This is a genomic window from Pseudomonas sp. UBA6562 (assembly GCF_002434265.1).
Taxonomy (GTDB): Bacteria; Pseudomonadota; Gammaproteobacteria; order Pseudomonadales; family Pseudomonadaceae; genus Aquipseudomonas.
On sequence record NZ_DJJS01000006.1, the window covers coordinates 547435 to 569199 of the forward strand.

The window sequence follows — 21765 nt, forward strand, 5'->3', positions numbered from 1 at the left end:
TCAACGACTCACAGCAATCGCCTGGTCTCCCATGATACGCGGAGTCAGAAAGACCAGCAGCTCGGATTTTTTCTCTTGTAATGCATCGCGTCGAAACAGCCGCCCAACATACGGCAGATCGCCGAGAAATGGCACCTTGTCGACCGTTTTGTTTTGCGAGGTCGAATATACACCGCCAATCACGACCGTATCGCCATCGGCCACACGAACTTTGGCATTGACTTCGTTCTTACGGATCGGCGGTACGTTGTTCAAGGCGTTGACGAAATCCGGTTCGTCCTTGGTCACCCGCACGGTCATGATGACGCTGCCGTCGGGCGTGATCTGCGGCGTGACTTCCAACGACAGCGAAGCCTCGCGAAACGAAGTGGAAGTCGCACCGCTCTTGCTGGTCTCCTGGTAAGGCACCTCTGTGCCCTTGAGGATGCGCGCCGTTTCCTTGTCGGCGGTGAACACCTTGGGTTGCGAGATGATCTCGGCGGTGCCGTTCCTCTCCATGGCGCTCAACTCCAGATCGAGCAGAATGTCGCTGCGCAGCAAACCCACGCCCAGCACCGCCGCCGGCCGCTGCACACCCAGGTCGACGAACAGTTCCTTGCCGGGCCGCACATCGGCTTTGTACAAACCGCCGCCCCAGCGCACGCCGAGCCCCTGTTCATGGTCCACGCTGACCTCGACGATGCGCGCCTCGATCATGACCTGCCGCACCGGCACGTCGAGCCGCGCGATCAGCGAACGCAACGCCTCCATGCGCTCGACAGGTTGATGGAGGATCAGCGTGTTGGTGCGCGCATCGACGTTCAGGCTGCCGGCACCGGCCGCCTCAGGCTCGCTCGCCAGGGTCGTCAGCAGCAGGTCGGCGAGGTCTGCGGCGTTGGCGTGGCGAATCGGCAGCAGTTCGCGCTGCATGGGTTGCACCTGCGCCTCCAGCACTTGCCCCAGGCGCGTCTCCTTGGTCTGCTCGATCAGTTCCGCAGTGGGCGCCACCAGCAGCACGTTGCCTTCCAGGCGTCGGCTCAAACCCTTGCTGCGCAGCACCAGGTCCAGCGCCTGATCCCACTGCACCTGCTCCAGGCGCAGGGTGATGCGCCCCTGCACACTGTCGCTGGCCACCAGATTGACGCCGGCGTGTTCGGCCAGAACCTGCAGCACCGAACGCACCTCGATGTCCTGGAAGTTCAGCGTCAGTCGCTCGTCGTCGGCGCTGCTCGCCTGCACACTAGTGATCGCCAGCAACCAGGCCAGCACCCATCCCATCCTTGTCTTCGACATCGTCCTTTCCTCGCGCTGCAACGTTACGAAGCGACAGCGTCCTGCTGCGCTCCTGCCAGGTGTCGCCCACATACAGCCGCTTGCGCACCCGCACATGCCGCTCCTCCAGCGCCACCACCCTGCCCTCGTGCCGGCCCAGGCGATCGCCGAGACCCACCCGGTACAACCGCCCCGCCGAGGCCAGCAGCGCATGGCGCCGCCCGCCCTGCAGCAGGCTGCCGACCATTTCGATCTGCTCCAGCGGCACGTGGGCGAGGTCGAGGCCCGGCTGCTGGGCAGGCCAAGGCGCGAACAGGTCGCGTGCGGCCGTTTGCGCGACGCCGCGCGCCGGTTCATGGGCCACCGAGCGTGGCACGGGGAGGTCCTCACCGGGGTCGAAAAGCTCCACCTCGAACTGCGCCTCGACTTGTCGACCCGCCGGTGCCGCCTGGGTCAACTCCAGCGTGCGCACGCGCAGCACGCGCTTCTGCGCCAGCCAGTCATCCAACCAAGTGCGTAGCGCGGGATAGGCGCCGCGCACACGCAATTGCAGCAAGGCGCGGCGGTACTCGTCGGCAGGTGGCTGGGGCGTGACGCCGATCCGCTCGAACAGCAACCCATGCTCGTGCGCGGCCAGGGTCAGGCGCTCGACCAGATCGCCAACCTCCTCGCCCGCCGCCAGCCGCCAGCGTACGTCCCGCAAGTGCGCCTGGGCCTGCTCGAGGCGTTGCCGTTCCTGAGCCAAGTGTTGTAGGCGGATGCCGATCTGTGCCTGGCGCTGGCCCAGTTCGTCGGCCTCGATCTGTGCCTGGTCGATGGCGACTTGCAAGCCGTACAGGCGCGCCCAATAGCCGCCTAGCGCGATCGACAGCATCAACCCGATCATCAGGCCGGCCCGCAGCGCTCCGTGCAGCGTCGCCAGCGCGGGCCAGTCCACTGGCAGTGCCGCCTTCATGAGCCGTGCAGCGGCAGCCTGGCCACCAGCTCGAAACGATCGCCCTCGGCACTGCTGCGGATGTGCCTGACTTCGACATCGCGCAGCACTGCCAGCCGTTGCATGTCGCGCGCCAGCCGCGCGACCAGCGCTGCATTGGCCGCCAGCCCGGTCAAGGTCAACTGGCCCTCCTGCACGCGCAGCCCGCTCACTTGTAGGCCGACTGGCGCCGCTTGCTCTAGCGCGGCCAGCACACCGGGCACCGCCTGCTGGCCTGCCCTGAGCCGAACCAGCGCGGCATGCCGCCGCTCGATCTGCGTGCGCGCTTCCAGCACCTCGTCGAGCTGGCGCAACGGCTGCTCGGCGGCCTCCACCTGCGAACGCAGGGCCAGGTTGGCCGATAGCTGTTCGCGCAGGCGTGCCTGGGCTAACTGATCGACCACCAACACCAACGCCAGCGCCGCCACAGCGCTGCCCAGCAACGACGCCTGGAAACGCCGCACCGCCGCCGCACGTCGGCGGTCACGCCACGGCATGAGGTTCAAGCGCACGCTCACCGCAGACCTCCCAGCGCCAAGCCGTAGGGCAATGCCATGCACCTCACTTGGGCTTCGTCCACATCCACGCCCAGGTCGAGGCCTTGTGGGGGCGCGAGCGGTTCGCACGGCATTGCCAGCTCACCCGCCAGTCGCTTGGCAAGATCGCCCGAAGCCAGCGCACCGGTCAGGTACAGGCGCTGTGTATCGCCACCCAGCACGCGTCCCAGGTGTGCGCTCCAGGCCCTGTCGTCCGGGTCGAACGGCGCTTGGAGCAGATACCGATGCACGGGCGCCGCAGCCTCCGGCCAGCTGTGCAGGACGACGCTGCCCCTTTCCAGCGCCAGGAGCGCCCCGCCCGGCGCGGGCATCAGGCGGCGCAACGCCAGGCTGTCGATTTCCATGGCCACCACCTGCAGGCCGGTCGATGCGCACAGCTGCTCGAACGGGTCCAGCACGCTTTGCCGGCAGGCCGCGACCAGCACGTCCAGCTCGCCGGGCGTAGCGGCCGGCCCAAGCACCTGGAAGTCCAACGCCAGGTCGTCCAGCGGTACGGGAAACAATTGCTCGGCCTGGGCCAGCAGTTGCCGCTCGAGGGCGTCATCCTGCAGACCGGCGGGCAGAACGCAGCGCTTGCACATCACCTGCCCCGCCGACAGCGCCATGGCCACCTTGCGCTGCCGGCTGGCGCAGCGTTGCACCGCCCGCCGCAGTGGCGCCTCAAGGGCCGCGAGGCATTGCTCGGCGCCAACGGCCGGAGCCGGTCGATCAAAAGGTTCGAGCGCCCAGGCACTGACTCTGGGCCGGCCGTGACGGCGGCTCAATTGCAGGATTCGTATGGAATCCGGGGCGATTTGTACCGCCAAGGGTGAACTGGCATCCCTGCCTATGCGTCCAAGCATTGCTGTTTCCTTTTATAGTCGGTGCGGCGCCCATCCACCGGGGCCGATGATGCGGCACGGCTTGACCCGCAGACCGCCCGGGCGGTCACCCGGTCAAGCGAAAAATGCTTATAATGCGCGGCGTTTTTTCCTGTCCGCCGGTGCGCGCAATCCATCCCTCAACCTGGACACCCCAAAGCCTTGATACGCCTGTTGAAGTTCTGCTGGTGGTCTTTCGTTGCAGTGACCTGTTCGCTCGTGCTCGGCCTGAGCGGCGCGTTTCTGTATCTTAGTCCCAACCTCCCGTCGGTCGAATCGCTGAGAAGCATCCAGTTGCAGATACCCCTGAGGGTGTACAGCAGCGACGACAAGCTGATTGCCGAATTCGGCGAAATGCGGCGCTCTCCGATCCGTTTTGCGGAAATTCCCCCACAGTTCATCCAGGCGCTTCTGTCAGCTGAGGACGACAATTTCCTCAACCACTATGGCGTCGACCCGGCCAGCCTCATGCGCGCCGCCACCCAGCTGCTCAAATCCGGGCACATCCAGACCGGCGGCAGCACCATCACCATGCAGGTGGCGAAGAACTTCTTCCTCACCAGCGAGCGCAGCTTCTCGCGCAAGACCAACGAGATCCTCCTGGCCCTGCAGATCGAGCGCGAGCTGACCAAGGACGAGATCCTCGAGCTGTACGTCAACAAGATCTACCTGGGCAACCGCGCCTACGGCATCGACGCTGCCGCGCAGGTCTACTACGGCAAATCGATCCGCGACGTCAGCCTGGCGCAGATGGCCATGATCGCCGGCCTGCCCAAGGCGCCGTCGCGCTTCAACCCGCTGGCCAATCCGGTACGCGCCAAAGAGCGCCGCGACTGGATCCTGGGGCGCATGTACCGCCTGGGCAAGATCGACCAGACCAGCTACCAGAACGCGCTGGCCGAGCCGCTCAACGCCAGCTACCACGTGCCGACGCCTGAGGTGTACGCGCCGTACATCGCCGAGATGGCCCGAGCCGAAATGGTCGGCCGCTATGGCAGCGACGCCTACACCGAAGGTTTCCGCGTCACCACCAGCGTCTCCAGCGACATGCAGGACATGGCCAGCCGCGCCGTGCTCGACGGCCTCTCCGAATACGACGAACGCCATGGCTACCGCGGCCCGGCCGCACGCTTCCCCGGCAAGAGCCGCAGCGAGTGGCTGACCGAACTGGGCAAGCAGCGCACCCTGGGCGGCCTGGAAGCGGCCATCGTCACCCAGGTCGAGAAGACCGGCCTGACCGTCATGACCCGCGCCGGCCGCGACGAACACATCGCCTGGGACACGCTGAAGTGGGCGCGCCCCTACATCAATACCAATGCCCAGGGCCGCGCACCGCAATCGCCGGCCGACGTCGCCCAGGTCGGCGACCTGGTGCGCGTGCAGCGCCTCACCGATGGCAGCTTGAAATTCAGTCAGGTGCCCGTGGTGCAGAGCGCGCTGGTGTCGCTCGACCCGACCAGCGGCGCCATCCGCGCGCTGGTGGGCGGCTTCTCCTTCGAGCAGAGCAACTACAACCGCGCCACCCAGGCCAAGCGCCAGCCCGGCTCGAGCTTCAAACCGTTCGTCTATAGCGCGGCGCTGGACAGCGGCTACACCGCCGCCAGCCTGGTCAACGACGCGCCGATCGTGTTCGTCGACGAATCGGTCGACAAGGTCTGGCGTCCGAAGAACGACACCAACACCTTCCTCGGCCCGATCCGGATGCGCGAGGCCCTGTACAAGTCGCGCAACCTGGTATCGATCCGCCTGCTGCAAGCCATGGGCGTGGACCGCACCATCGACTACATCGCCCGCTTCGGCTTCAACAAGCAGGACCTGCCGCGCAACCTGTCGCTGGCCCTGGGCACCGCCACGCTGACGCCGCTGGAAATCGCCACCGGCTGGAGCACCTTCGCCAACGGCGGCTACAAGATCAGCCCGTACCTGATCGAGCGTATCGACAGCCGCAGCGGCGAGACGCTGTTCACCGCCAACCCGCCGCGGGTGCCACAAGGCGCCGAGGACCAGGCCGGCATCGCCGCGCCGGAGCAGCCGATCGATACCACCGGCCTGCCGGGCGAAGCGCCCACCGCCACGGGCGAAGGCGCAGCCGCCATCGCCGCGCCCGGAGCGCCGGCCGTGGCCGAGCGCATCGTCGATGCCCGTACCACCTACATCCTCACCAGCATGCTGCAGGACGTCATCAAGCGCGGCACCGGTCGCCGCGCGCTGGCGCTGGGCCGCACGGACCTGGCGGGCAAGACCGGTACCACCAACGAGTCCAAGGACGCCTGGTTCTCCGGTTACAACGCCGACTACATGACCACCGTCTGGGTCGGTTTCGACCAACCCGAAAGCCTGGGCCGCCGCGAATACGGCGGTACGGCGGCGCTGCCGATCTGGATGAAGTTCATGGGCGCCGCGCTCAAGGACAAGCCCAGCCATGCCCCGGCCGAGCCGCCTGGCATCATGAGCCTGCGCGTCGACCCGGTCAGCGGCCGCGCCGCCTCGGCCGGCACGCCCAACGCCTACTACGAGCTGTTCAAGGCCGAAGACTCGCCGCCCAATGGCGACGAACTGGGCAACGGCGCTGCGCCCGGTAGCCCGCTGCCGGCTGACGAAGCGACGCCGATGGACCTGTTCTAGAGGCAGGCACCGCCTGGCGCCCGCTCCAGGGCGCTTTTCCAGGCACAAAAAAACCGGCCCATGGGAGCCGGTTTTTTCTTGCCGCAGGATCAGCCGTTGAACACGTCGTCCACGCTCTTGAGCGGGTAGTGCTTCGGATACGGCAGGGTCGCGACACCCGATTCGATGGCGGCCTTGGCCACGGCATCGGACACCAGGGTGATCAGGCGTGGGTCCATCGGCTTGGGAATGATGTACTCACGGCCGAACTCCAGGGCGTCGACGCCATAGGCATCGCAGACTTCCTTCGGTACGGGCTGCTTGGCCAGGTCCTTCAGGGCGATGGCGGCGGCGATCTTCATGTCTTCGTTGATGCGCTTGGCGCGAACGTCCAGGGCACCACGGAAGATGAAGGGGAAGCCCAGGACGTTGTTGACCTGGTTCGGGTAGTCGGAACGACCGGTGGCCATGATCACGTCGCTGCGGGTTTCATGGGCCAGCTCCGGCTTGATTTCCGGATCGGGGTTCGAGCAGGCGAACACGATCGGGTTGGCCGCCATCGACTTCAGGCCTTCGGCACTGAGCAGGTTCGGGCCGGACAGGCCGACGAAGACATCGGCGCCTTGCAGGGCATCGGCCAGGGTGCGCTTGTCGGTCGGGTGGGCGAACTGCGCCTTGTACTGGTTCAGGTCGCTACGGCCGGCATGGATCACGCCGCTGCGGTCGATCATGAAGATGTTTTCGACCTTGGCGCCCATGCTGATCAGCAGCTTCATGCAGGAGATGGCGGCGGCGCCGGCACCCAGGCAGACGATCTGCGCTTCTTCGAGGGTTTTGCCCGCGATTTCCAGGGCGTTGATCATGCCGGCTGCGGTGACGATGGCAGTGCCGTGCTGGTCGTCGTGGAAGACCGGAATGTCGCACTGCTCGATCAGGGTCTTCTCGATCTCGAAGCACTCGGGGGCTTTGATGTCTTCGAGGTTGATGCCGCCGAAGGTGATGGAGATGCGACGGACGGTGTCGATGAAGGCCTGCGGGCTTTCCGACTCGACTTCGATGTCGAACACATCGATCCCGGCAAAACGCTTGAACAGAACACCCTTGCCTTCCATGACCGGCTTGGACGCCAGCGGGCCGAGGTCGCCCAGGCCGAGAATGGCGGTGCCATCGGAGATCACGGCGACCAGATTGCCTTTGCCGGTGTACTTGTAGGCAAGCTCCGGGTCACGGCCGATTTCGCGTACCGGTTCAGCCACACCTGGGCTGTAGGCCAGCGCCAGGTCGCGGGCGGTGGCGGTGGGCTTGGTGAGCTCGACGCTCAGTTTTCCCGGACGGGGCTGGGCATGGTATTCGAGAGCGGCGGTTTTAAGATCTGACATTGTAGGCATTCCGCTGTTAACTGTTCTGACGGGCCGCCGAGGATACGCAATGTGCCTGGGAGCGACAAGACTGCCCGGTCACGACTGTCAAGGCCCTCGATCTACGACTTTGCGCTAGGCCCCACGGTGGACGAGCCGGGGAGTGTGTACAATTTAGCGAATCAGTGTCTACAACTTTCTAGCCAGGCGCACGTTCGAGCATGTTCCAATTGCTGACCAGCACCTGCCAGCGGAGCTTGCCCGATGCCGTGCCCGGTGCCTGCCGCGTGCGGGTGATCCAGCCACGCACTTCCAACGTGCGCCCCTCGAGGTTATCCATAAGGCCGCGCGGTGCGCTGCGCAGCAGACGGGCGGGAAGGCGCACGCGCAGGGTGTCGTCGAGCAGCAGCGAGACCGCGCCGTTGCTGCGCCGCACCTGCGTCACCCGGCCTTTGACCAGGGCGAAGCCCGAACGCCGCAGCGACCGCGCCGGCAGCACCGGGCTGCCCTGCCACAGGCCGAGACGAGCGCGGCGCGCGGCCTGTTCGGCTTGTGCCAGGCAGGTGGCGAAACGGCCATTGGGGGCGATGGCCGTGTGGTAGCCCAAGCCCTCGCGCAGCAGCCGCGCTTGCAGATTGTCGCCATCGCGCCCGTAGGCATGGGCCAACAGTCGACCATAGCGGTCACGGGCTTCGGCCCCGCGCACCAGCCCCACCACTCCACCGTTGGCCTCGACCAGCGCCGCCAAGCGACGCCTGGCAGCTTCGGCATAAGGTTCGCTGGCGCGCCCGGCATGGCCCAGCTCCGGGGCGTTGATGCCGATCAGACGCACGCTGCGGCCGTTGCCCAGGCGCAACGTGTCGCCATCGACGACCTGCGCGACCTTGTACGTCGCAGCCGCAATGGGGCTCGGACACAGCGCCAGCGCCGCACACTGCCAAAACGCGCCCACAAAAAAGGCGCCCACCAGGGACGCCTTTTTCTGCCACGACGCGAATCCCGAAGGCTTCGCCATACGCAGTCTTACTTCTTGGCACCGAACATGCCGAAGCGATCTGCGAACTTCTGTACGCGACCACCGGTGTCCAGCACTTTCTGCTTACCGGTGTAGAACGGGTGGCACAACGAGCAAACGTCGATCGACAGAGGCTTGGCCAGGGTCGAACGGGTTTCGAACTTCGCACCGCAGCTGCAAGTGACTGCAACTGCTTCGTAATTCGGATGGATATTTTCTTTCATCGTCATTTCCTCGAGCTGCGTGCCGCCACCCAACACCATTGTTGAATACCGCACGTAATTAGGCGGGGAATAATACCAGAGCGGCGGATGAGCGCAAGTTGTCGCTTGCACCGGCGGTCGTCTGATAGGCTCGCTGCATTCTGTTACACCCCCTCCCAGAGACCTCCCGCGTGTCCGACGTCATCCTGCGCATCGCCCTGCCCTCGCCGCTGCGCCGCCTGTTCGACTACCAAGCGCCGCCGCGCATGGCCAAGCAGCCCCTCGCCCCCGGCATGCGCGTACGCGTGCCGTTCGGGCGACGCGAGATGATCGGCGTGCTGGTCGAGGTCACCGACCGCACCGAGGTGCCGGCCGACAAGCTCAAACCGGCCAGCGCCCTGCTCGACGAGGTGTCGCCGCTACCACCGGCGTTCTTCCGGCTGTGCCTGTGGACCGCCCAGTATTACCAGCACAGTCTGGGCGACACCTTCAACTGGGCCTTGCCCAACCTGCTGCGCCAGGGCGAGGCGGCACAGGCGCGCCAGGAGCGCTTCTGGCATGCCGCGCCCGGCGCCAGCCTCGACGACCCGCGCATCGCCCGCGCACCACGCCAGCGCGAAGCCCTGCAAACCCTCGCCCAGCACCCGCACGGCGTGGCCCATGGCCTGCTGAGCAAGCTCAAACTGAACAAGGACAGCCTCGACTTGCTGCTGGCCAAGGCCCTGGTCGAAGTGGAAGTGCGCCGCCAAGGCCCGGCCCCGCGCCACGAACACTGGCTGGCGCAACCGGAACTGGCGCTCAACCCCGAGCAGCAGGCCGCCTTCGATGCCGTACGTTCGGGCTTCGGCGCCTTCCATGCGTTTCTCCTGGCCGGGGTGACCGGCAGCGGCAAGACCGAGGTCTACCTGCAACTGATCCGCGAAACCCTTGAGGCCGGCAAGCAGGCCCTGGTGCTGATCCCGGAGATCAACCTGGGGCCGCAGACCCTGGCGCGCTTCGAACAGCGCTTCAACGCGCGCATCGCCCTGCTGCACTCGGCGGTCAACGACCGCGAGCGGCTCGATGCCTGGCTGGCGGCGCGCGACGGCGAGGCCGACATCATCATCGGCACGCGTTCGGCGCTGTTCACGCCGATGAAGAACCCTGGGCTGATCATCATCGACGAAGAGCACGACGGCTCCTATAAACAGCAGGAAGGCCTGCGCTACCACGCCCGCGACCTGGCGGTGGTGCGCGCGCACCAGGAACAGGTGCCGATCCTGCTCGGCTCGGCCACCCCGTCGCTGGAGAGCCTGCACAACGCCCACACCGGCCGCTACGGCCTGCTGCGCATGCAGCAGCGCGCCGGCGGCGCCAAGCAGCCACGCCTGTTGCGTCTGGACGTGCGCAGCCTGCCACTGGACAGCGGCATCAGCGGGCCGCTGCAACAGGCCATCCGGCAAACCCTGGAAGCCGGCCAGCAGGTACTGGTGTTCCTCAACCGACGCGGCTTCGCCCCGACCCTGCTGTGCCACGACTGCGGCTGGCTGTCGGGCTGCCCGCGTTGCGACGCGCGCATGACCGTGCACCAGCGCTCGGCCATGCTGCGCTGCCACCACTGCGGCCACGAAGAGCGCCTGCCGCACCAGTGCCCGCAGTGCGACCATGTCGACCTGCGCCCCATCGGCGCCGGCACCGAGCGCGCCGAAGAGCGCCTGAAGGTGCTGTTCCCGGACTTCCCGGTGCTGCGCGTCGACCGCGACAGCACCGCCCGCAAGGACGCCATGCAGGCCCTGTTCACCACCATCGGCCGCGGCCAGCCGAGCATCCTGGTCGGCACCCAGATGCTGGCCAAGGGGCACCACTTTCCGCGCGTCACCTTAGTGGCCGTGCTCAACGCCGACGGTGGGCTGTTCTCCGGCGATTTCCGCGCCAGCGAACACATGGCGCAACTGATCCTGCAAGTGGCCGGCCGCGCCGGGCGCGCCGAAGAGCCGGGCAAGGTGATCATCCAGACCCACCTGGCCGAACACCCGCTGCTGGTACAGCTCACCGAACAGGGCTATTTCGCTTTTGCCGAGCAGGCCATGAGCGAGCGCCGTGCCGCCGGTCTGCCGCCGTTCTCGCACCTGGCCCTGCTGCGCGCCGAAGCGCACAAGCCCGGCCAGGCCGAGGGCTTCCTCGACCAGGCTTGCAGCGCCGCCGAAGCCTGGCTGGCGCAATACCCGCAACCGGGCCTGGAGCTGCTCGGCCCGGTGCCGGCGCCGATGGAACGCCGAGCCGGGCGTTTCCGCGCACAACTGCTGGTACAGGCCGCCAGCCGCGCGGCCTTGCACCGCCTGCTCAGCGCTTGGCTGGCACAGATCGAACAACTGCCTAGCGGGCGCCAGGTGCGCTGGTCGCTGGACGTCGACCCGGTCGACTTGTACTGACCCCGCCGAGCGGTTGCCCGGCAGAGGTTGGCAACCCGCGCCGAGCCACGGATAATGCGCAGTTTTTCCACCTGCGCCTCCAAGCGCCCCGCCGCGCTTGCGGTCGAAAAGAGATCCCGATGAAAGACACCATCCGCCAGCTGCTCCAGCAAGCCCTCACCCAACTCGTCACCGACGGTGTGCTGCCTGAAGGGTTGTCGCCGGCGATCCAGGTGGAAAACGCCCGCGACAAGACCCACGGCGACTTCGCCAGCAACATCGCCATGATGCTGGCCAAGCCTGCGGGCCTGAAGCCGCGCGACCTGGCGGAAAAGCTGATCCAGGCGCTGCCGGCCAGCGACGACGTCAGCAAGGTCGAAATCGCCGGCCCGGGCTTTCTCAACTTCTTCCAGAACACCGCCGCCTTGGCCAACCGCCTGGACGCCGCGCTGGCCGACGCGCACCTGGGCGTGCGCAAGAGCGGCCCTGCGGAAAAAGTGGTGGTCGACCTCTCGGCACCGAACCTGGCCAAGGAAATGCACGTCGGCCACCTGCGCTCGACCATCATCGGCGACAGCGTGGCGCGCATCCTCGAGTTTCTCGGCGACCGGGTGATCCGCCAGAACCACGTCGGCGACTGGGGCACGCAGTTCGGCATGCTGTTGGCCTACCTGGAAGAAAACCCGATCACCAGCGACGAGCTGTCGGACCTGGAAAACTTCTACCGTGCCGCCAAGAAACGCTTCGACGAATCGGAAGCCTTCGCCACCCGCGCGCGCAGCCTGGTGGTCAAGCTGCAAGCCGGCGACGCCGATTGCCTGGCGCTGTGGACCCGCTTCAAGGACATCTCGCTGTCGCACTGCCAGAAGACCTACGAGCTGCTCAACGTCAAGCTGAGCATGGCCGACGTCATGGGCGAAAGCGCCTACAACGACGACCTCGCCAACGTGGTCGCCGACCTCAGGCACAGCGGCCTGCTGGTGGAGAACCAGGGCGCGCAGTGCGTGTTCCTCGACGAATTCAAGAACGCCGAAGGCGACCCGCTGCCGGTGATCGTGCAGAAGGCCGACGGCGGCTACCTGTACGCCACCACGGACCTGGCCGCCGTGCGCTACCGCAGCAACGTGCTCAAGGCCGACCGTGCGCTGTACTTCGTCGACCAACGCCAGGCGCTGCACTTCAACCAGGTGTTCGAAGTGGCGCGCCGCGCAGGCTTCGTCGGCCACCCGATGCGCATGGAGCACATGGGCTTCGGCACCATGAACGGCGCCGACGGCCGGCCGTTCAAGACCCGCGACGGCGGTACGGTCAAGCTCATCGACCTGCTCAACGAAGCCAAGGAGCGCGCCTACGCGTTGGTCAAGGACAAGAACCCGACGCTGCCCGAAGACGAACTGCGCCGCATCGGCGAGGTGGTGGGCATCGGCGCGGTGAAATACGCCGACCTGTCCAAGCACCGCACCAGCGACTACAGCTTCAACTTCGAATTGATGCTCAACTTCGACGGCAACACCGCGCCTTACCTGCTGTACGCCTACACCCGCGTGGCCAGCGTGTTCCGCAAGCTGGGCAAGGGCTTCGAAGAAGTCACCGGCACCATCGTCCTGCAAGCGCCGCACGAGCAGGAGCTGGCCGCACGTCTGGCGCAGTTCGGCGAAGTGCTCAACAGCGTGGCCGACAAAGGCACGCCGCACGTGCTGTGCAGCTACCTGTACGACATCGCCGGGCTGTTCTCCAGCTTCTACGAAAACTGCCCGATCCTCTCGGCCGACACCGCCGAGCAACAGCAAAGCCGCCTGCGCCTGGCCGCCCTGACCGGTCGCACCCTCAAACAGGGCCTCGAACTGCTTGGCCTGGAAACCCTGGAGCGCATGTAACTTGGCTGCCAAGAAGAAACCCGCCCCCAAGCGCGGCGCCAGCCGCCAGCAAGCGCCGAGCAAGAAGCCGATCCCAGGTTGGATCTGGCTGGCGGTCGGTCTGTCGATAGGCGCCTTCGTAGTATTCCTGATGAAGCTCGAGCCGGGCTCGGGCGACATCCAGCGCGCCAAGCCCGAGCAGCAGAAGCCGAGCAAGACCGCCGAAGCCAATCAGACCGCGCCGTCGCCGCAGCAACCGGTCAAGCCCAAGTACGACTTCTATACCCTGCTGCCCGAGTCGGAAGTGATCGTCCCGCCCGAAGCGGTGCCGGAGAAGACCCCGCCGGTGCCGGCGCAACCGGTCACCCCGGTGACGCCGACCGAAGCGGCGAAGATCGACACCGCCCGCGCCCAGGCCGCGCTGTCGGGGCAGACGCCACCGCCCGCCCCGCCCGTGCTCAAGCCGGCCGCGACCACCCAGTACTTCCTGCAGGCTGGCTCGTTCCGCAAGCAGGCCGATGCCGACAAGGTGCGCGCGCAGATCATCCTGCTCGGCCAGGCGGTGAAGGTGGAGTCGGGCACGGTCAAGGAAGAGACCTGGTACCGCGTGCTGGTCGGCCCGTTCAGCAACCGCGAGCAACTGACCGTGGCGCAGAAGCAGTTGGGCGGCGCCGGCTTCAGCAACTTGCTGTTGCAGCAAAGGCAGATCCGCCAGTAACGAAAAAGGCCTTGTCCGCACACGCAGACAAGGCCTTTTTTCTACCTGGCCGCTTTAGCCGCGGCGGGCGTTGAGCTCGGAAATCTGTCGGTTCAGCGTCAGGAAATCGTACAGCACGCCCAGCAGGAACAGACCGCCGGTGCACAGGTAGATCAGCGCCGTGATCCATTTGCCTTGGTACAAACGGTGCACGCCGAAGAAGCCCAGGAAGGTCAGCAGCAACCAGGCCACGCTGTAATCCACCCGCCCCGGCACGAAGCGCTGGTCGGCCTCGCGGTCCATCGACGGAATCAGGAACAGGTCGATCAGCCAGCCGATGCCCAGCAGCCCGAAGGTGAAGAACCAGATCACACCCGTGACCGGTTTGCCGTAATAGAAGCGGTGCGAACCCAGAAAACCGAAGATCCACAGCAGATAACCCAGCACTTTGCTGTGGGTATCGTGGGCCGGCTGCCCATTTCCATAACCATTCATTCGTTGAACCTCGCCGCTTATGCAAAAAATTTTCTAAAAAAAGTTGTGACTTTTTTCGGGATGACCGACAGACGGTAGTGCCCGATTCGACCAACGGGGTCAGGTTGGAGGAAAAAGCTGTTATAAAGTTGCGCGCCAATCAATACAACTTTTCATATGAGCTTCATCTATGCCAACTCTTTTCAAGACATGGCTGACCCTCTGTCTGTTATTACCCCTGGCCGCCCACGCCACCAACCGTGAGCAACGTCTTCCCAACGGCTTCACCGGGCAAACCGTGCACAGCGCAAGCGCTGCGGTCAAACGTCCTCAGGTCAAGCATGTCACCGCCTTTCGTGCCCGCCCGGTCAGCGGCAAAGCACAGGGCCTGACCACCGCCGCCCTCGCGCCCAAGCAAAGCAGCGCCGTGCTCAGCCGCGCCGTCAACGTCATCGGCACGCCCTATCGCTGGGGCGGTAGCAGCCCGAAGAAGGGCTTCGATTGCAGCGGTCTGGTGCAATACGCCTTCAACGACGTGGCCAACGTCGACCTGCCACGCACCTCCAGCGCCATGGCCCAAGGGCATGGCGTGAAAGTGGCGAAAAGCGACCTCAAGCCCGGCGACCTGATCTTCTTCAACATCAAGAGCCGCCGCGTCAACCATGTGGCCATCTACCTGGGCAATGATCGTTTCATCCACGCCCCGCGCCGTGGCAAGAAGGTGAGCATCGACACCCTGAAGAAGCCTTACTGGCAGCAGCATTACGTCGTCGCCAAGCGCGTTCTGCCAAAAGAGCCGCTCAACAGCCAGGACCTGCGGGTCGCCAAGCGCTGAGTCTACGCAAACAAGAAAATGGCCCGCTTCTGCGGGCCATTTTCGTTTGCGTCAGAACGCGGTGTTCACCGTCAACGACAGGCTGCGCGGATCGCCGTAGATGGCGCCGGCGTAGAAGCCGTAACGGCTGTAGTAGTGTTTGTCGAACAGGTTGTTGGCGTTGAGGCTGACGCTGGTGTCGTCGGTGACCTGGTACTTGGCCAGCGCATTCCAGATCGCATAGCCCGACCAGTTCACGTCCGTGCTACCACGGCTGACGCCATCGACCGGCTGCCCCGCCGGCGAAGACAGCGCGCGGATGTTGCTCTGCGCGGTGACGCCGGCGCCCAGGGTCAGACGCTGCAACGGGCCTGGCAAGCGGTAGGTGGTCGATGCCTTGAACAGGTGCGACGGGTCTTGCCGACCGTCGCTGTCGACGCGGCGGAAATGCAGGTAGGTGTAGCCGGCGTAGACGTTCCAGTCCGGCGTCAGCGAGCCCGCCAGTTCCAGGTCGATACCGTCGGTTTCCTGGCCGGTGCCGGCCTTGTACGCCTGCGCGTTGGTCGGCGTGGTCAGGTCGCCGTCCATCACGGCCTTGTTTTCCTGTTTGGTCAGGAAGTAGGCGGCGGACGCATTCAGACGCCCGTCGAACCACGCCCCTTTGACGCCGGTTTCGTAGCTCTGCCCACGGATCGGCTCGACCCTGCCGCCACTGGCGGTTTCCTGGCTTTGCGGGGTGAAGATGTCGGTGTAGCTGGCGTACAGCGAATAGGTGTCGTCCAGGTCGTAGACCGCGCCCAGGTAAGGCGTGACCACGCCGCTGTTGCGCTGGCTGCTGCGCCCGCCGTTGACGTCGCGGGTGGTCGCCGAATAGTCGCTGGTGCGCGCGCCGACGATCACCGACAGCGGCTCGGTGATGCTCAGGCGCGTGGCGGCGTAGAGGCCTTGCAGGCGTGTGGTGGTCTTGCTGTGCAGGCCAGTTCTGGATACCAGCAGGGCGAAGTCGTCGTCCACGCCGTCGTGCCAGTTGCCGATCGCCGGGCCGTTGTTCGCGCGGTACATGCAGCCAGGGGTGGTGCGGCCGACCCCGGCGTCGCTGATCAGGTTGCACTCGTACTGCGGCGTCCAGGCCACGGTGCGGCTGTCGCTATAGCCGAACATGGCCTGGTGGCTGCGGCCCAGCAACTGGAACGGCCCGGACAGGTCGACCTGCGCGCTCTGCTGGGTGGTGTCGGTCGAGCTGTACAAGCCATTGAGCACCGCGCCGCTGCCGTCCTGGTTCCAGTAGCCGCCGTACATGCCGCGCCCGGTCGAGTTGACCTTGGCCAGGCCGCGCTGCCCCACCGCATCGATGGTGCTCTGCGAGCCTTTGAGGTCGAGGGTCCAGTCGTTGTCGAAGCGATGCTGCAAGGAAGCGAAGGCGGTACGCGTATCGACTTCGCCATAGCTCCAGCTGGGCACCAGGTTGGTGCTGCGCGGCAGGTCGGTCTTGCGGCCGTCGCCGTACCAGATCGGAATGTTCGCCCCCCAACCGCTGCCCACCGTCTTGCTGTACTCGTACTGGAAGCCCGCACCCAAGGTGGTGGCGTCGTCGAGGTCGAAGGCGAAGTTGGCCAGCGCTGCGCGTGAGCGCTCGGACTGGTTGTCGCGGAACGAATTGGCCTCTTGCTGGGTGACCACGAACCGCGAACGCAAACGGCCGTCTTCGGACAGCGGCAGGTTGAGGTCGGCGCCCAGGCGGCGGCGGTCCCAGCTGCCATAGGTGGCGTAGGCGCTGCCGCCGAAGGTGCGGGTCGGTGCCTTGCGGATCAGGTCGACCGTGGCCGAGGGGTCGCCGGTGCCGCCGAGCAGGCCGTTGGCGCCGCGCACGATGTCGATGCGCTCGTACAGGTCGGTGTTCAGCGCCGCACCGCCACCGCTGAAGTCGGTGCCGCCAGGAAACTGCAGGCCGTCGACCTTCCAATTGGTGACGCCATAACCCCGCGCGCGGAACTCGGTGCGCCCGCCCACTTCCATCTTGCTGACGCTGACGCCCGGTGTGGTTTCCAGGGCCTGCTCGATGCTGTGGATGTCGCGGTCCTGCATCTGCTGGCGGGTGATGGTGGTGACCGATTGCGGCGTCTGCCGGGGGGTCAAGCTGAGGCCGGTGGCACTACGGGTGCTCTCGACGGTGTACCCTAGCTGCCCGCTGGGGTCGGCGCGCAGGGCGCTGTCGTCGATGGTGGTGGCGTCGAGTTCCAGCACGGCGGGCTCGCCGGCCTGGGCGGTGCCGCAAATGCCGAAGGCGACGGCCAGGGCGAGCGGTGTCAGGCGCTTGCCATGCGTGCGGGAAGCGTTCGTCGGGTTCATGATGCTCTTGACTGTCATTTGGGAAAGCGTCTTATTCGCAGATAATTTTGGCTGCGATTCTAGGCACCTGCCCTGCCCGCTCCATATCCGCTTTGTACGCGCATGTAATCGAACGTAACGGGCAGCGCCAGGCGCTGCTCCACACACAGGGACTGACTTGATGGCTACGACATTGCTGGTCGTCGACGACGACGACGAGATCCGCGAACTGCTGTGCGACTACCTCAGCGACGCCGGCTACCAGGTGCTCGCCGCCGCCAACGGCGACGAGATGCGCCAGCACCTGGCCGCGCACCCCGTGCGCCTGGTGGTGCTCGATGTGATGCTGCCCGGCGAGGATGGCCTTAGCCTGTGTCGGCAGTTGCAGGCCCAGCCGGGCCTGGCGGTGATCATGCTGTCGGCCAAGGGCAGCGCGTTCGACCGCATCATCGGCCTGGAGGTGGGCGCCGACGACTACCTCGGCAAGCCCTTCGAGCCGCGCGAGCTGATCGCCCGCATCAAGGCCGTACTGCGCCGCCCGCAACGTCTGGAAGCGCAGGCCCCGGAAACGGCGACCCAGGTGCAGGCCTTCGCCGGCTTCAGCCTCGACCCGGTCAAGCGCGTGCTGACCTGCCCCGACGGCGAGGCGCTGAGCCTGCCGCGCTCCGACTACCGGGTGCTGTGCGAACTGCTCGAGGCGAACAACCGCGTGGTCTCGCGCGACCACCTGACGCGCAGCGCCTTCGGCCGCGACCACTTGCCCGACGACCGTTCGGTGGACATGTGCGTCAGCCGTCTGCGCCAGTACTTGCGCAAGGCGCCGGGGGCGGCGGCGCAGATCCTCACCATCCGCAACGAAGGCTACCTGCTCAGCCTAGAGCGCAGCGGCGCAGGCACCTGAGGTGCGCCGACTGCGCCGGCTGTGGCCGGGTACGCTGTTCGGCCAACTGCTGCTGATCATGGTCAGCGGCACGCTGCTGGTGCAGTTGATGTCCAGCAGCATCTGGTTCGACGTGCGCTTCGCCCAGGTGCTGGAGGCGCCGGTCCGGCTGATGGCCGCGCGCAGCGCGCCGCTGATCGCCCAGGCGCAGTGCCATGCCGACCCGATCCAGGTGCCGCGCGGCTACCGTCTGCGCTGCACCGAAGCGCCGCCCGAAGTGCCGGTGGACGAGCGCCGTGGGCGACGGCGCATCGAACTACTGCTGCACCAGGCCTTGCGCGTCGAGCTGGGGCACAGCCAGCACGCACGGCTGCTCAAGGTGCGACTGACCGACGAGTTGGGCCAGCCGCTGGTGTGGCGCAGCCTGTTCGGGCTGCGCACCGCGCAGGCGCATATCCAGTTCGCCGTCCCCTTGGCCGACGGCCATTGGCTGACCATCGACGGTCAGGAGATGCAGGGCTGGAGCGGTGAGTCGGCCTGGGTGCTGATCAGCGACTACGTGCTGCGGGTGTATGCCCTGCGCATCGTCGCGGTGCTGCTGGTGTGCCTGGTGGCGGTGCGTCTGTGCCTGCGCCCGCTGCGCCGCCTGGCCGAGGCCGCACGCGGGCTGGGCGACGACCTGAAGCAGGCGCCGCTGCCGCTGGATGGGCCGCAGGAGGTGCGCCAGGCGGCGCACGCGTTCAACGTCATGCAGCAACGGCTGATCGCCCTGGTCAACGACAAGGCCTATTTTCTCGCCGCCGTCTCCCACGACCTGCGCACGCCCCTGACGCGCATGCGCCTGCGCCTGGAGCGGCTGCCCGAGGGCACCGACAAGGCGCGCTTGCAGCACAACATCGCGCAGATGGACGACATGATCCAGCAGGTGCTCGATTACCTGCACGCCGGTGAGCGATTGCAGTGGCAGGACGTCGACCTGGACCGCCTGGTCGCACGGCAGTGCGCGGAGCTGGCCAGCGACGCGGAACCCCTCCCCGTCCATGGCCAGGCCGGCCCGGTGCGGGCCGACGTGCTGATGCTGCAACGCTGCCTGCAGAACCTGCTGGGCAATGCCTTGCGCTACGCCCGCCACGTGTCGGTGCGGCTCGAGCGCGATGCCGGGGCGGTGTACGTCCATGTCGAGGACCGAGGGCCAGGCATCGCGCCCGAGCTGCTGGCGACCATCGCCGACCCTTTCGTGCGCGGCGAAGCCTCGCGCAGCCAGGCCTTGGGCGGTTACGGCCTGGGCCTGAGCATCGTGCAGCGGATTGCGGGCAGCCATGGCGGTGGCTTGCGGGTGGACAACCGCGCGGGGGGTGGGTTGCGGGTCAGTGTGTGGTTGCCGGCAGCGTAGCGGGCAACCACACGCGCCACTGCACTTATCCAAACGCGACACCCCTGTTCAAGTCCCTTCAGGCCCCGCCGATAGCCCATTAGCCAACCGCCACTTTCGGGGCCTCACGATGACCTTGATTCCTGTCCGTATCTCGCAGCGCATGACGTTGGCCATCCTGGCCCTGCTGGCCCTCACCGCAGTCGCGATCTTCACCGTGATTACCCTGGGCGGCAAACCCCGATTGCTGGCGGCCGGAACCGAGGCGGCCGAGCAGTCGGCCAAGGCCCTGACCAACGAGTTGGCGCTGCCGCTGAGCCGCATTGAAGGCACCGCCTCGGCCATGGCGCTGCTGGCCCAGACCCTGCCCCACGACGCAGCCCTTTTCCAAAGCAACCTGCCGGGCATCATCGACAGCCAAGGCAATGCGGCCATCGCCGGCGGCGGCATCTGGCCGGAGCCCAACGCCTTCGAAGCGGGTACCGAACGGCGCAGCTTCTTCTGGTCGCGCAACGCCGGCAACGAGCTGATCTTTTCCGACGAGTACAACAATGCCGGTACGCCGCCCTATCAGGCGGAGTCCTGGTACACCGGGGTCAAAGCCACGGCGCCCGGTCGTTGCGTCTGGTCGGATGCCTACCAGGACGCGGTGAGCGGCGTGGCGATGACCACCTGCAGCGTCCCCTACCGCAACGGCGCCGCCTTCGCAGGCGTCGCCACCATCGACCTGAAGCTCGATGGCCTGGCGACCTTCCTCAAGGAAAAAGGCGGCATCACCGACGGCTATGCGTTCGCGGTCGACGCCTCGGGCAACGTGCTGTTCTTTCCCGATGCCAAAGCCGGCAAGGGGCTGCTGAGCGTCGCCGCCTTGAGCCAGGAGCAAGCCTGGCTCAAACCCGTGGCCGAGCGCCTGGCCGGCCAGTCGCCGGCCCTCTCGACCTTCAAGCTCGACTACGACGCGCGATTGGAAACGGCGACCTACGTCACGCTGGCGACGATGGACGGCACGGGCTGGCGGATCGGCCTGGTGACACCCGAAGCCCGTGTCGTGGGCTTGGCGAACCAGCTGACCGGGCAGATTCTGCTGTTCCTGTTGCCGCTGATGGGCATCCTGCTCGGCCTCGCCTGGCTGGCCGGCAAACGGCTGTTGGTGCAGCTCGAAGAAACCACCCGACAGATCGACACCTTGGGCCAGGGCGGCCAGGCCGGGGCAAGCCTGGAGATCCTGCGCGCCGACGAAATCGGGGCACTGCGCGGTTCGGTCAATCGTTACGCCGGCTCGCTGCGCGACATGCTGCACCGTATCGCCGAAGAAGCCGTTTCCCTGGAGCGCCAGGCCGACGATCTGGCGCAGCTGTCGCACGGCCTGGCCGAGCGCGCGGAAGCGCAACGGCAGGACAACACCCTGCTGGCGGCGGCCATCACCGAAATGTCGGCCAGTGCCAACGAGGTCGCGCACAACACCTCCGACTGCTCCGACACGGCCCAGCGCTCGTTGGGCGAGGCGCAGCACAGCCAGAACCAGGTCAACGCCAACCGCGAGTTCATCGGCGGCCTGGCCACCGACATCTCCGGGGCGGCCGACGCCATCACGCAACTGGGTGCGGACATCGAGCGGGTCGGCAGCGTGCTGGAAGTCATCAAGTCCATCTCGCAGCAGACCAACCTGCTGGCCCTCAACGCGGCCATCGAAGCGGCACGTGCCGGCGAGCAAGGGCGCGGCTTCGCCGTCGTGGCCGACGAAGTCAGAACCCTGGCCGGCCGCACGCAGACCTCTGCCAACGAAATCCAGGAGATGATCGCCCAACTGCGTCAGGCATCCAGCTCGGCGGTGGCCACGATGCAGAACGGTGCCGAACGCACGCGATCGTCGGTGCAGCAGGCGGTCGGTGTGGCGTCCACCTTGGGGACGACGGTCAAAAGCTTCGACGACATCGTCCAGCGCGCGCAGCAGATCGCCGTGGCGGCCCAGGAACAGAGCCATGTGACCCATGAGATCAACGAGCTTGCCGTGCGCATCCATGCGTCCAGCGAGCAGGGCGCGCGGGATGCCAATGCGTTGCGCGAACTGGGCAAGGGCATGCAGTCGATATCGGGGCGGTTGGGCGAGTTGAGTCGTGGGGGCTGAGCACG

At 66.4% G+C, this 21765-nt stretch carries 17 protein-coding genes and 1 pseudogene; 9 read left to right on the top strand and 9 right to left on the bottom strand.

The features are described from left to right. The 4 genes from B4M43_RS09970 to pilM are packed head-to-tail and all read right to left on the bottom strand — an operon-like array spanning position 1 to position 3623. Positions 1–1272 carry a type IV pilus secretin PilQ gene (locus B4M43_RS09970; protein WP_414707828.1) on the bottom strand — a complete coding sequence of 424 codons (1272 nt, stop codon included), beginning with the start codon at positions 1270–1272 and terminating at the stop codon, positions 1–3. Then, a complete protein-coding gene (locus B4M43_RS09975; protein ID WP_296266565.1) occupies positions 1220–2206 on the bottom strand; it encodes a pilus assembly protein PilP in 987 nt (328 codons plus the stop codon). Before B4M43_RS09975 ends, B4M43_RS09970 begins: the two co-directional genes overlap by 53 nt. Then, positions 2203–2742: a PilN domain-containing protein gene (locus tag B4M43_RS09980; RefSeq protein WP_296266567.1), complete on the bottom strand. Its 540-nt coding sequence runs from the start codon at positions 2740–2742 to the stop codon at positions 2203–2205. The genes B4M43_RS09975 and B4M43_RS09980 overlap by 4 nt, the downstream gene beginning before the upstream one ends. Then, positions 2739–3623: a type IV pilus biogenesis protein PilM gene (pilM, locus tag B4M43_RS09985; protein ID WP_296266568.1), complete on the bottom strand. Its 885-nt coding sequence runs from the start codon at positions 3621–3623 to the stop codon at positions 2739–2741. Before pilM ends, B4M43_RS09980 begins: the two co-directional genes overlap by 4 nt. Before the next feature lie 180 nt (positions 3624–3803). Here pilM and B4M43_RS09990 point away from each other — a divergent pair, with 180 nt between their 5' ends. Next, the gene (locus tag B4M43_RS09990) at positions 3804–6266 is read left to right on the top strand and encodes a penicillin-binding protein 1A (RefSeq protein ID WP_296266570.1); all 2463 of its coding nucleotides are present in this window, start codon (positions 3804–3806) and stop codon (positions 6264–6266) included. Positions 6267–6355: 89 nt separating this feature from the next. Here B4M43_RS09990 and B4M43_RS09995 read toward each other — a convergent pair whose 3' ends face one another. The 3 genes from B4M43_RS09995 to rpmE form a co-directional block, all read right to left on the bottom strand. Next, the gene (locus B4M43_RS09995) at positions 6356–7624 is read right to left on the bottom strand and encodes a malic enzyme-like NAD(P)-binding protein (protein WP_296266572.1); all 1269 of its coding nucleotides are present in this window, start codon (positions 7622–7624) and stop codon (positions 6356–6358) included. 178 nt (positions 7625–7802) lie between these two features. Then, entirely contained in the window at positions 7803–8624 is an 822-nt protein-coding gene (locus tag B4M43_RS10000) for a thermonuclease family protein (protein ID WP_296267307.1), read from the bottom strand. A gap of 2 nt (positions 8625–8626) precedes the next feature. Further along, positions 8627–8842 (bottom strand): 50S ribosomal protein L31, encoded by a 216-nt coding sequence (gene rpmE, locus B4M43_RS10005; protein ID WP_296266574.1) that lies wholly within the window; start codon positions 8840–8842, stop codon positions 8627–8629. A gap of 170 nt (positions 8843–9012) precedes the next feature. On the opposite strand from rpmE, the gene B4M43_RS10010 reads away from it, so the two are divergent. The 3 genes from B4M43_RS10010 to B4M43_RS10020 all read left to right on the top strand — a co-directional run bounded on the left by B4M43_RS10010 (position 9013) and on the right by B4M43_RS10020 (position 13785). After that, on the top strand, positions 9013–11232 hold the full coding sequence (locus tag B4M43_RS10010; RefSeq protein WP_296266576.1) for a primosomal protein N': 2220 nt from the start codon (positions 9013–9015) through the stop codon (positions 11230–11232). Positions 11233–11351: 119 nt separating this feature from the next. Continuing rightward, positions 11352–13088: an arginine--tRNA ligase gene (argS, locus tag B4M43_RS10015; RefSeq protein ID WP_296266578.1), complete on the top strand. Its 1737-nt coding sequence runs from the start codon at positions 11352–11354 to the stop codon at positions 13086–13088. A gap of 1 nt (position 13089) precedes the next feature. Further along, complete coding sequence (locus tag B4M43_RS10020) at positions 13090–13785, top strand: SPOR domain-containing protein (protein ID WP_296266580.1); 696 nt, start codon at positions 13090–13092, stop codon at positions 13783–13785. A 54-nt stretch (positions 13786–13839) separates the two neighbouring features. Here the strand turns inward: B4M43_RS10020 and B4M43_RS10025 are convergent, their stop codons facing one another. After that, the gene (locus tag B4M43_RS10025) at positions 13840–14259 is read right to left on the bottom strand and encodes an NINE protein (protein ID WP_296266582.1); all 420 of its coding nucleotides are present in this window, start codon (positions 14257–14259) and stop codon (positions 13840–13842) included. A gap of 169 nt (positions 14260–14428) precedes the next feature. Here B4M43_RS10025 and B4M43_RS10030 point away from each other — a divergent pair, with 169 nt between their 5' ends. After that, positions 14429–15073 carry a C40 family peptidase gene (locus B4M43_RS10030; protein WP_296266583.1) on the top strand — a complete coding sequence of 215 codons (645 nt, stop codon included), beginning with the start codon at positions 14429–14431 and terminating at the stop codon, positions 15071–15073. A gap of 51 nt (positions 15074–15124) precedes the next feature. On the opposite strand, the gene B4M43_RS10035 is transcribed toward B4M43_RS10030, so the two are convergent. Beyond that, positions 15125–17401 carry a TonB-dependent siderophore receptor gene (locus B4M43_RS10035; protein WP_296266584.1) on the bottom strand — a complete coding sequence of 759 codons (2277 nt, stop codon included), beginning with the start codon at positions 17399–17401 and terminating at the stop codon, positions 15125–15127. A gap of 160 nt (positions 17402–17561) precedes the next feature. On the opposite strand from B4M43_RS10035, the gene B4M43_RS10040 reads away from it, so the two are divergent. From B4M43_RS10040 to B4M43_RS21130, 4 genes and pseudogenes are all read left to right on the top strand, one after another. Next, on the top strand, positions 17562–18281 hold the full coding sequence (locus tag B4M43_RS10040; RefSeq protein WP_296266585.1) for a response regulator: 720 nt from the start codon (positions 17562–17564) through the stop codon (positions 18279–18281). Between the two features lies 1 nt (position 18282). Further along, positions 18283–19653 carry an ATP-binding protein gene (locus B4M43_RS10045; protein WP_296266587.1) on the top strand — a complete coding sequence of 457 codons (1371 nt, stop codon included), beginning with the start codon at positions 18283–18285 and terminating at the stop codon, positions 19651–19653. 322 nt (positions 19654–19975) lie between these two features. Further along, positions 19976–20644 (top strand): annotated as a pseudogene (locus tag B4M43_RS21125) (cache domain-containing protein); the annotation flags it as partial. Between the two features lie 417 nt (positions 20645–21061). Then, positions 21062–21760, top strand: coding sequence for a methyl-accepting chemotaxis protein (locus B4M43_RS21130; protein WP_409522327.1), 699 nt, complete (start codon positions 21062–21064; stop codon positions 21758–21760). The last annotated feature ends 5 nt before the right edge of the window (positions 21761–21765 follow it).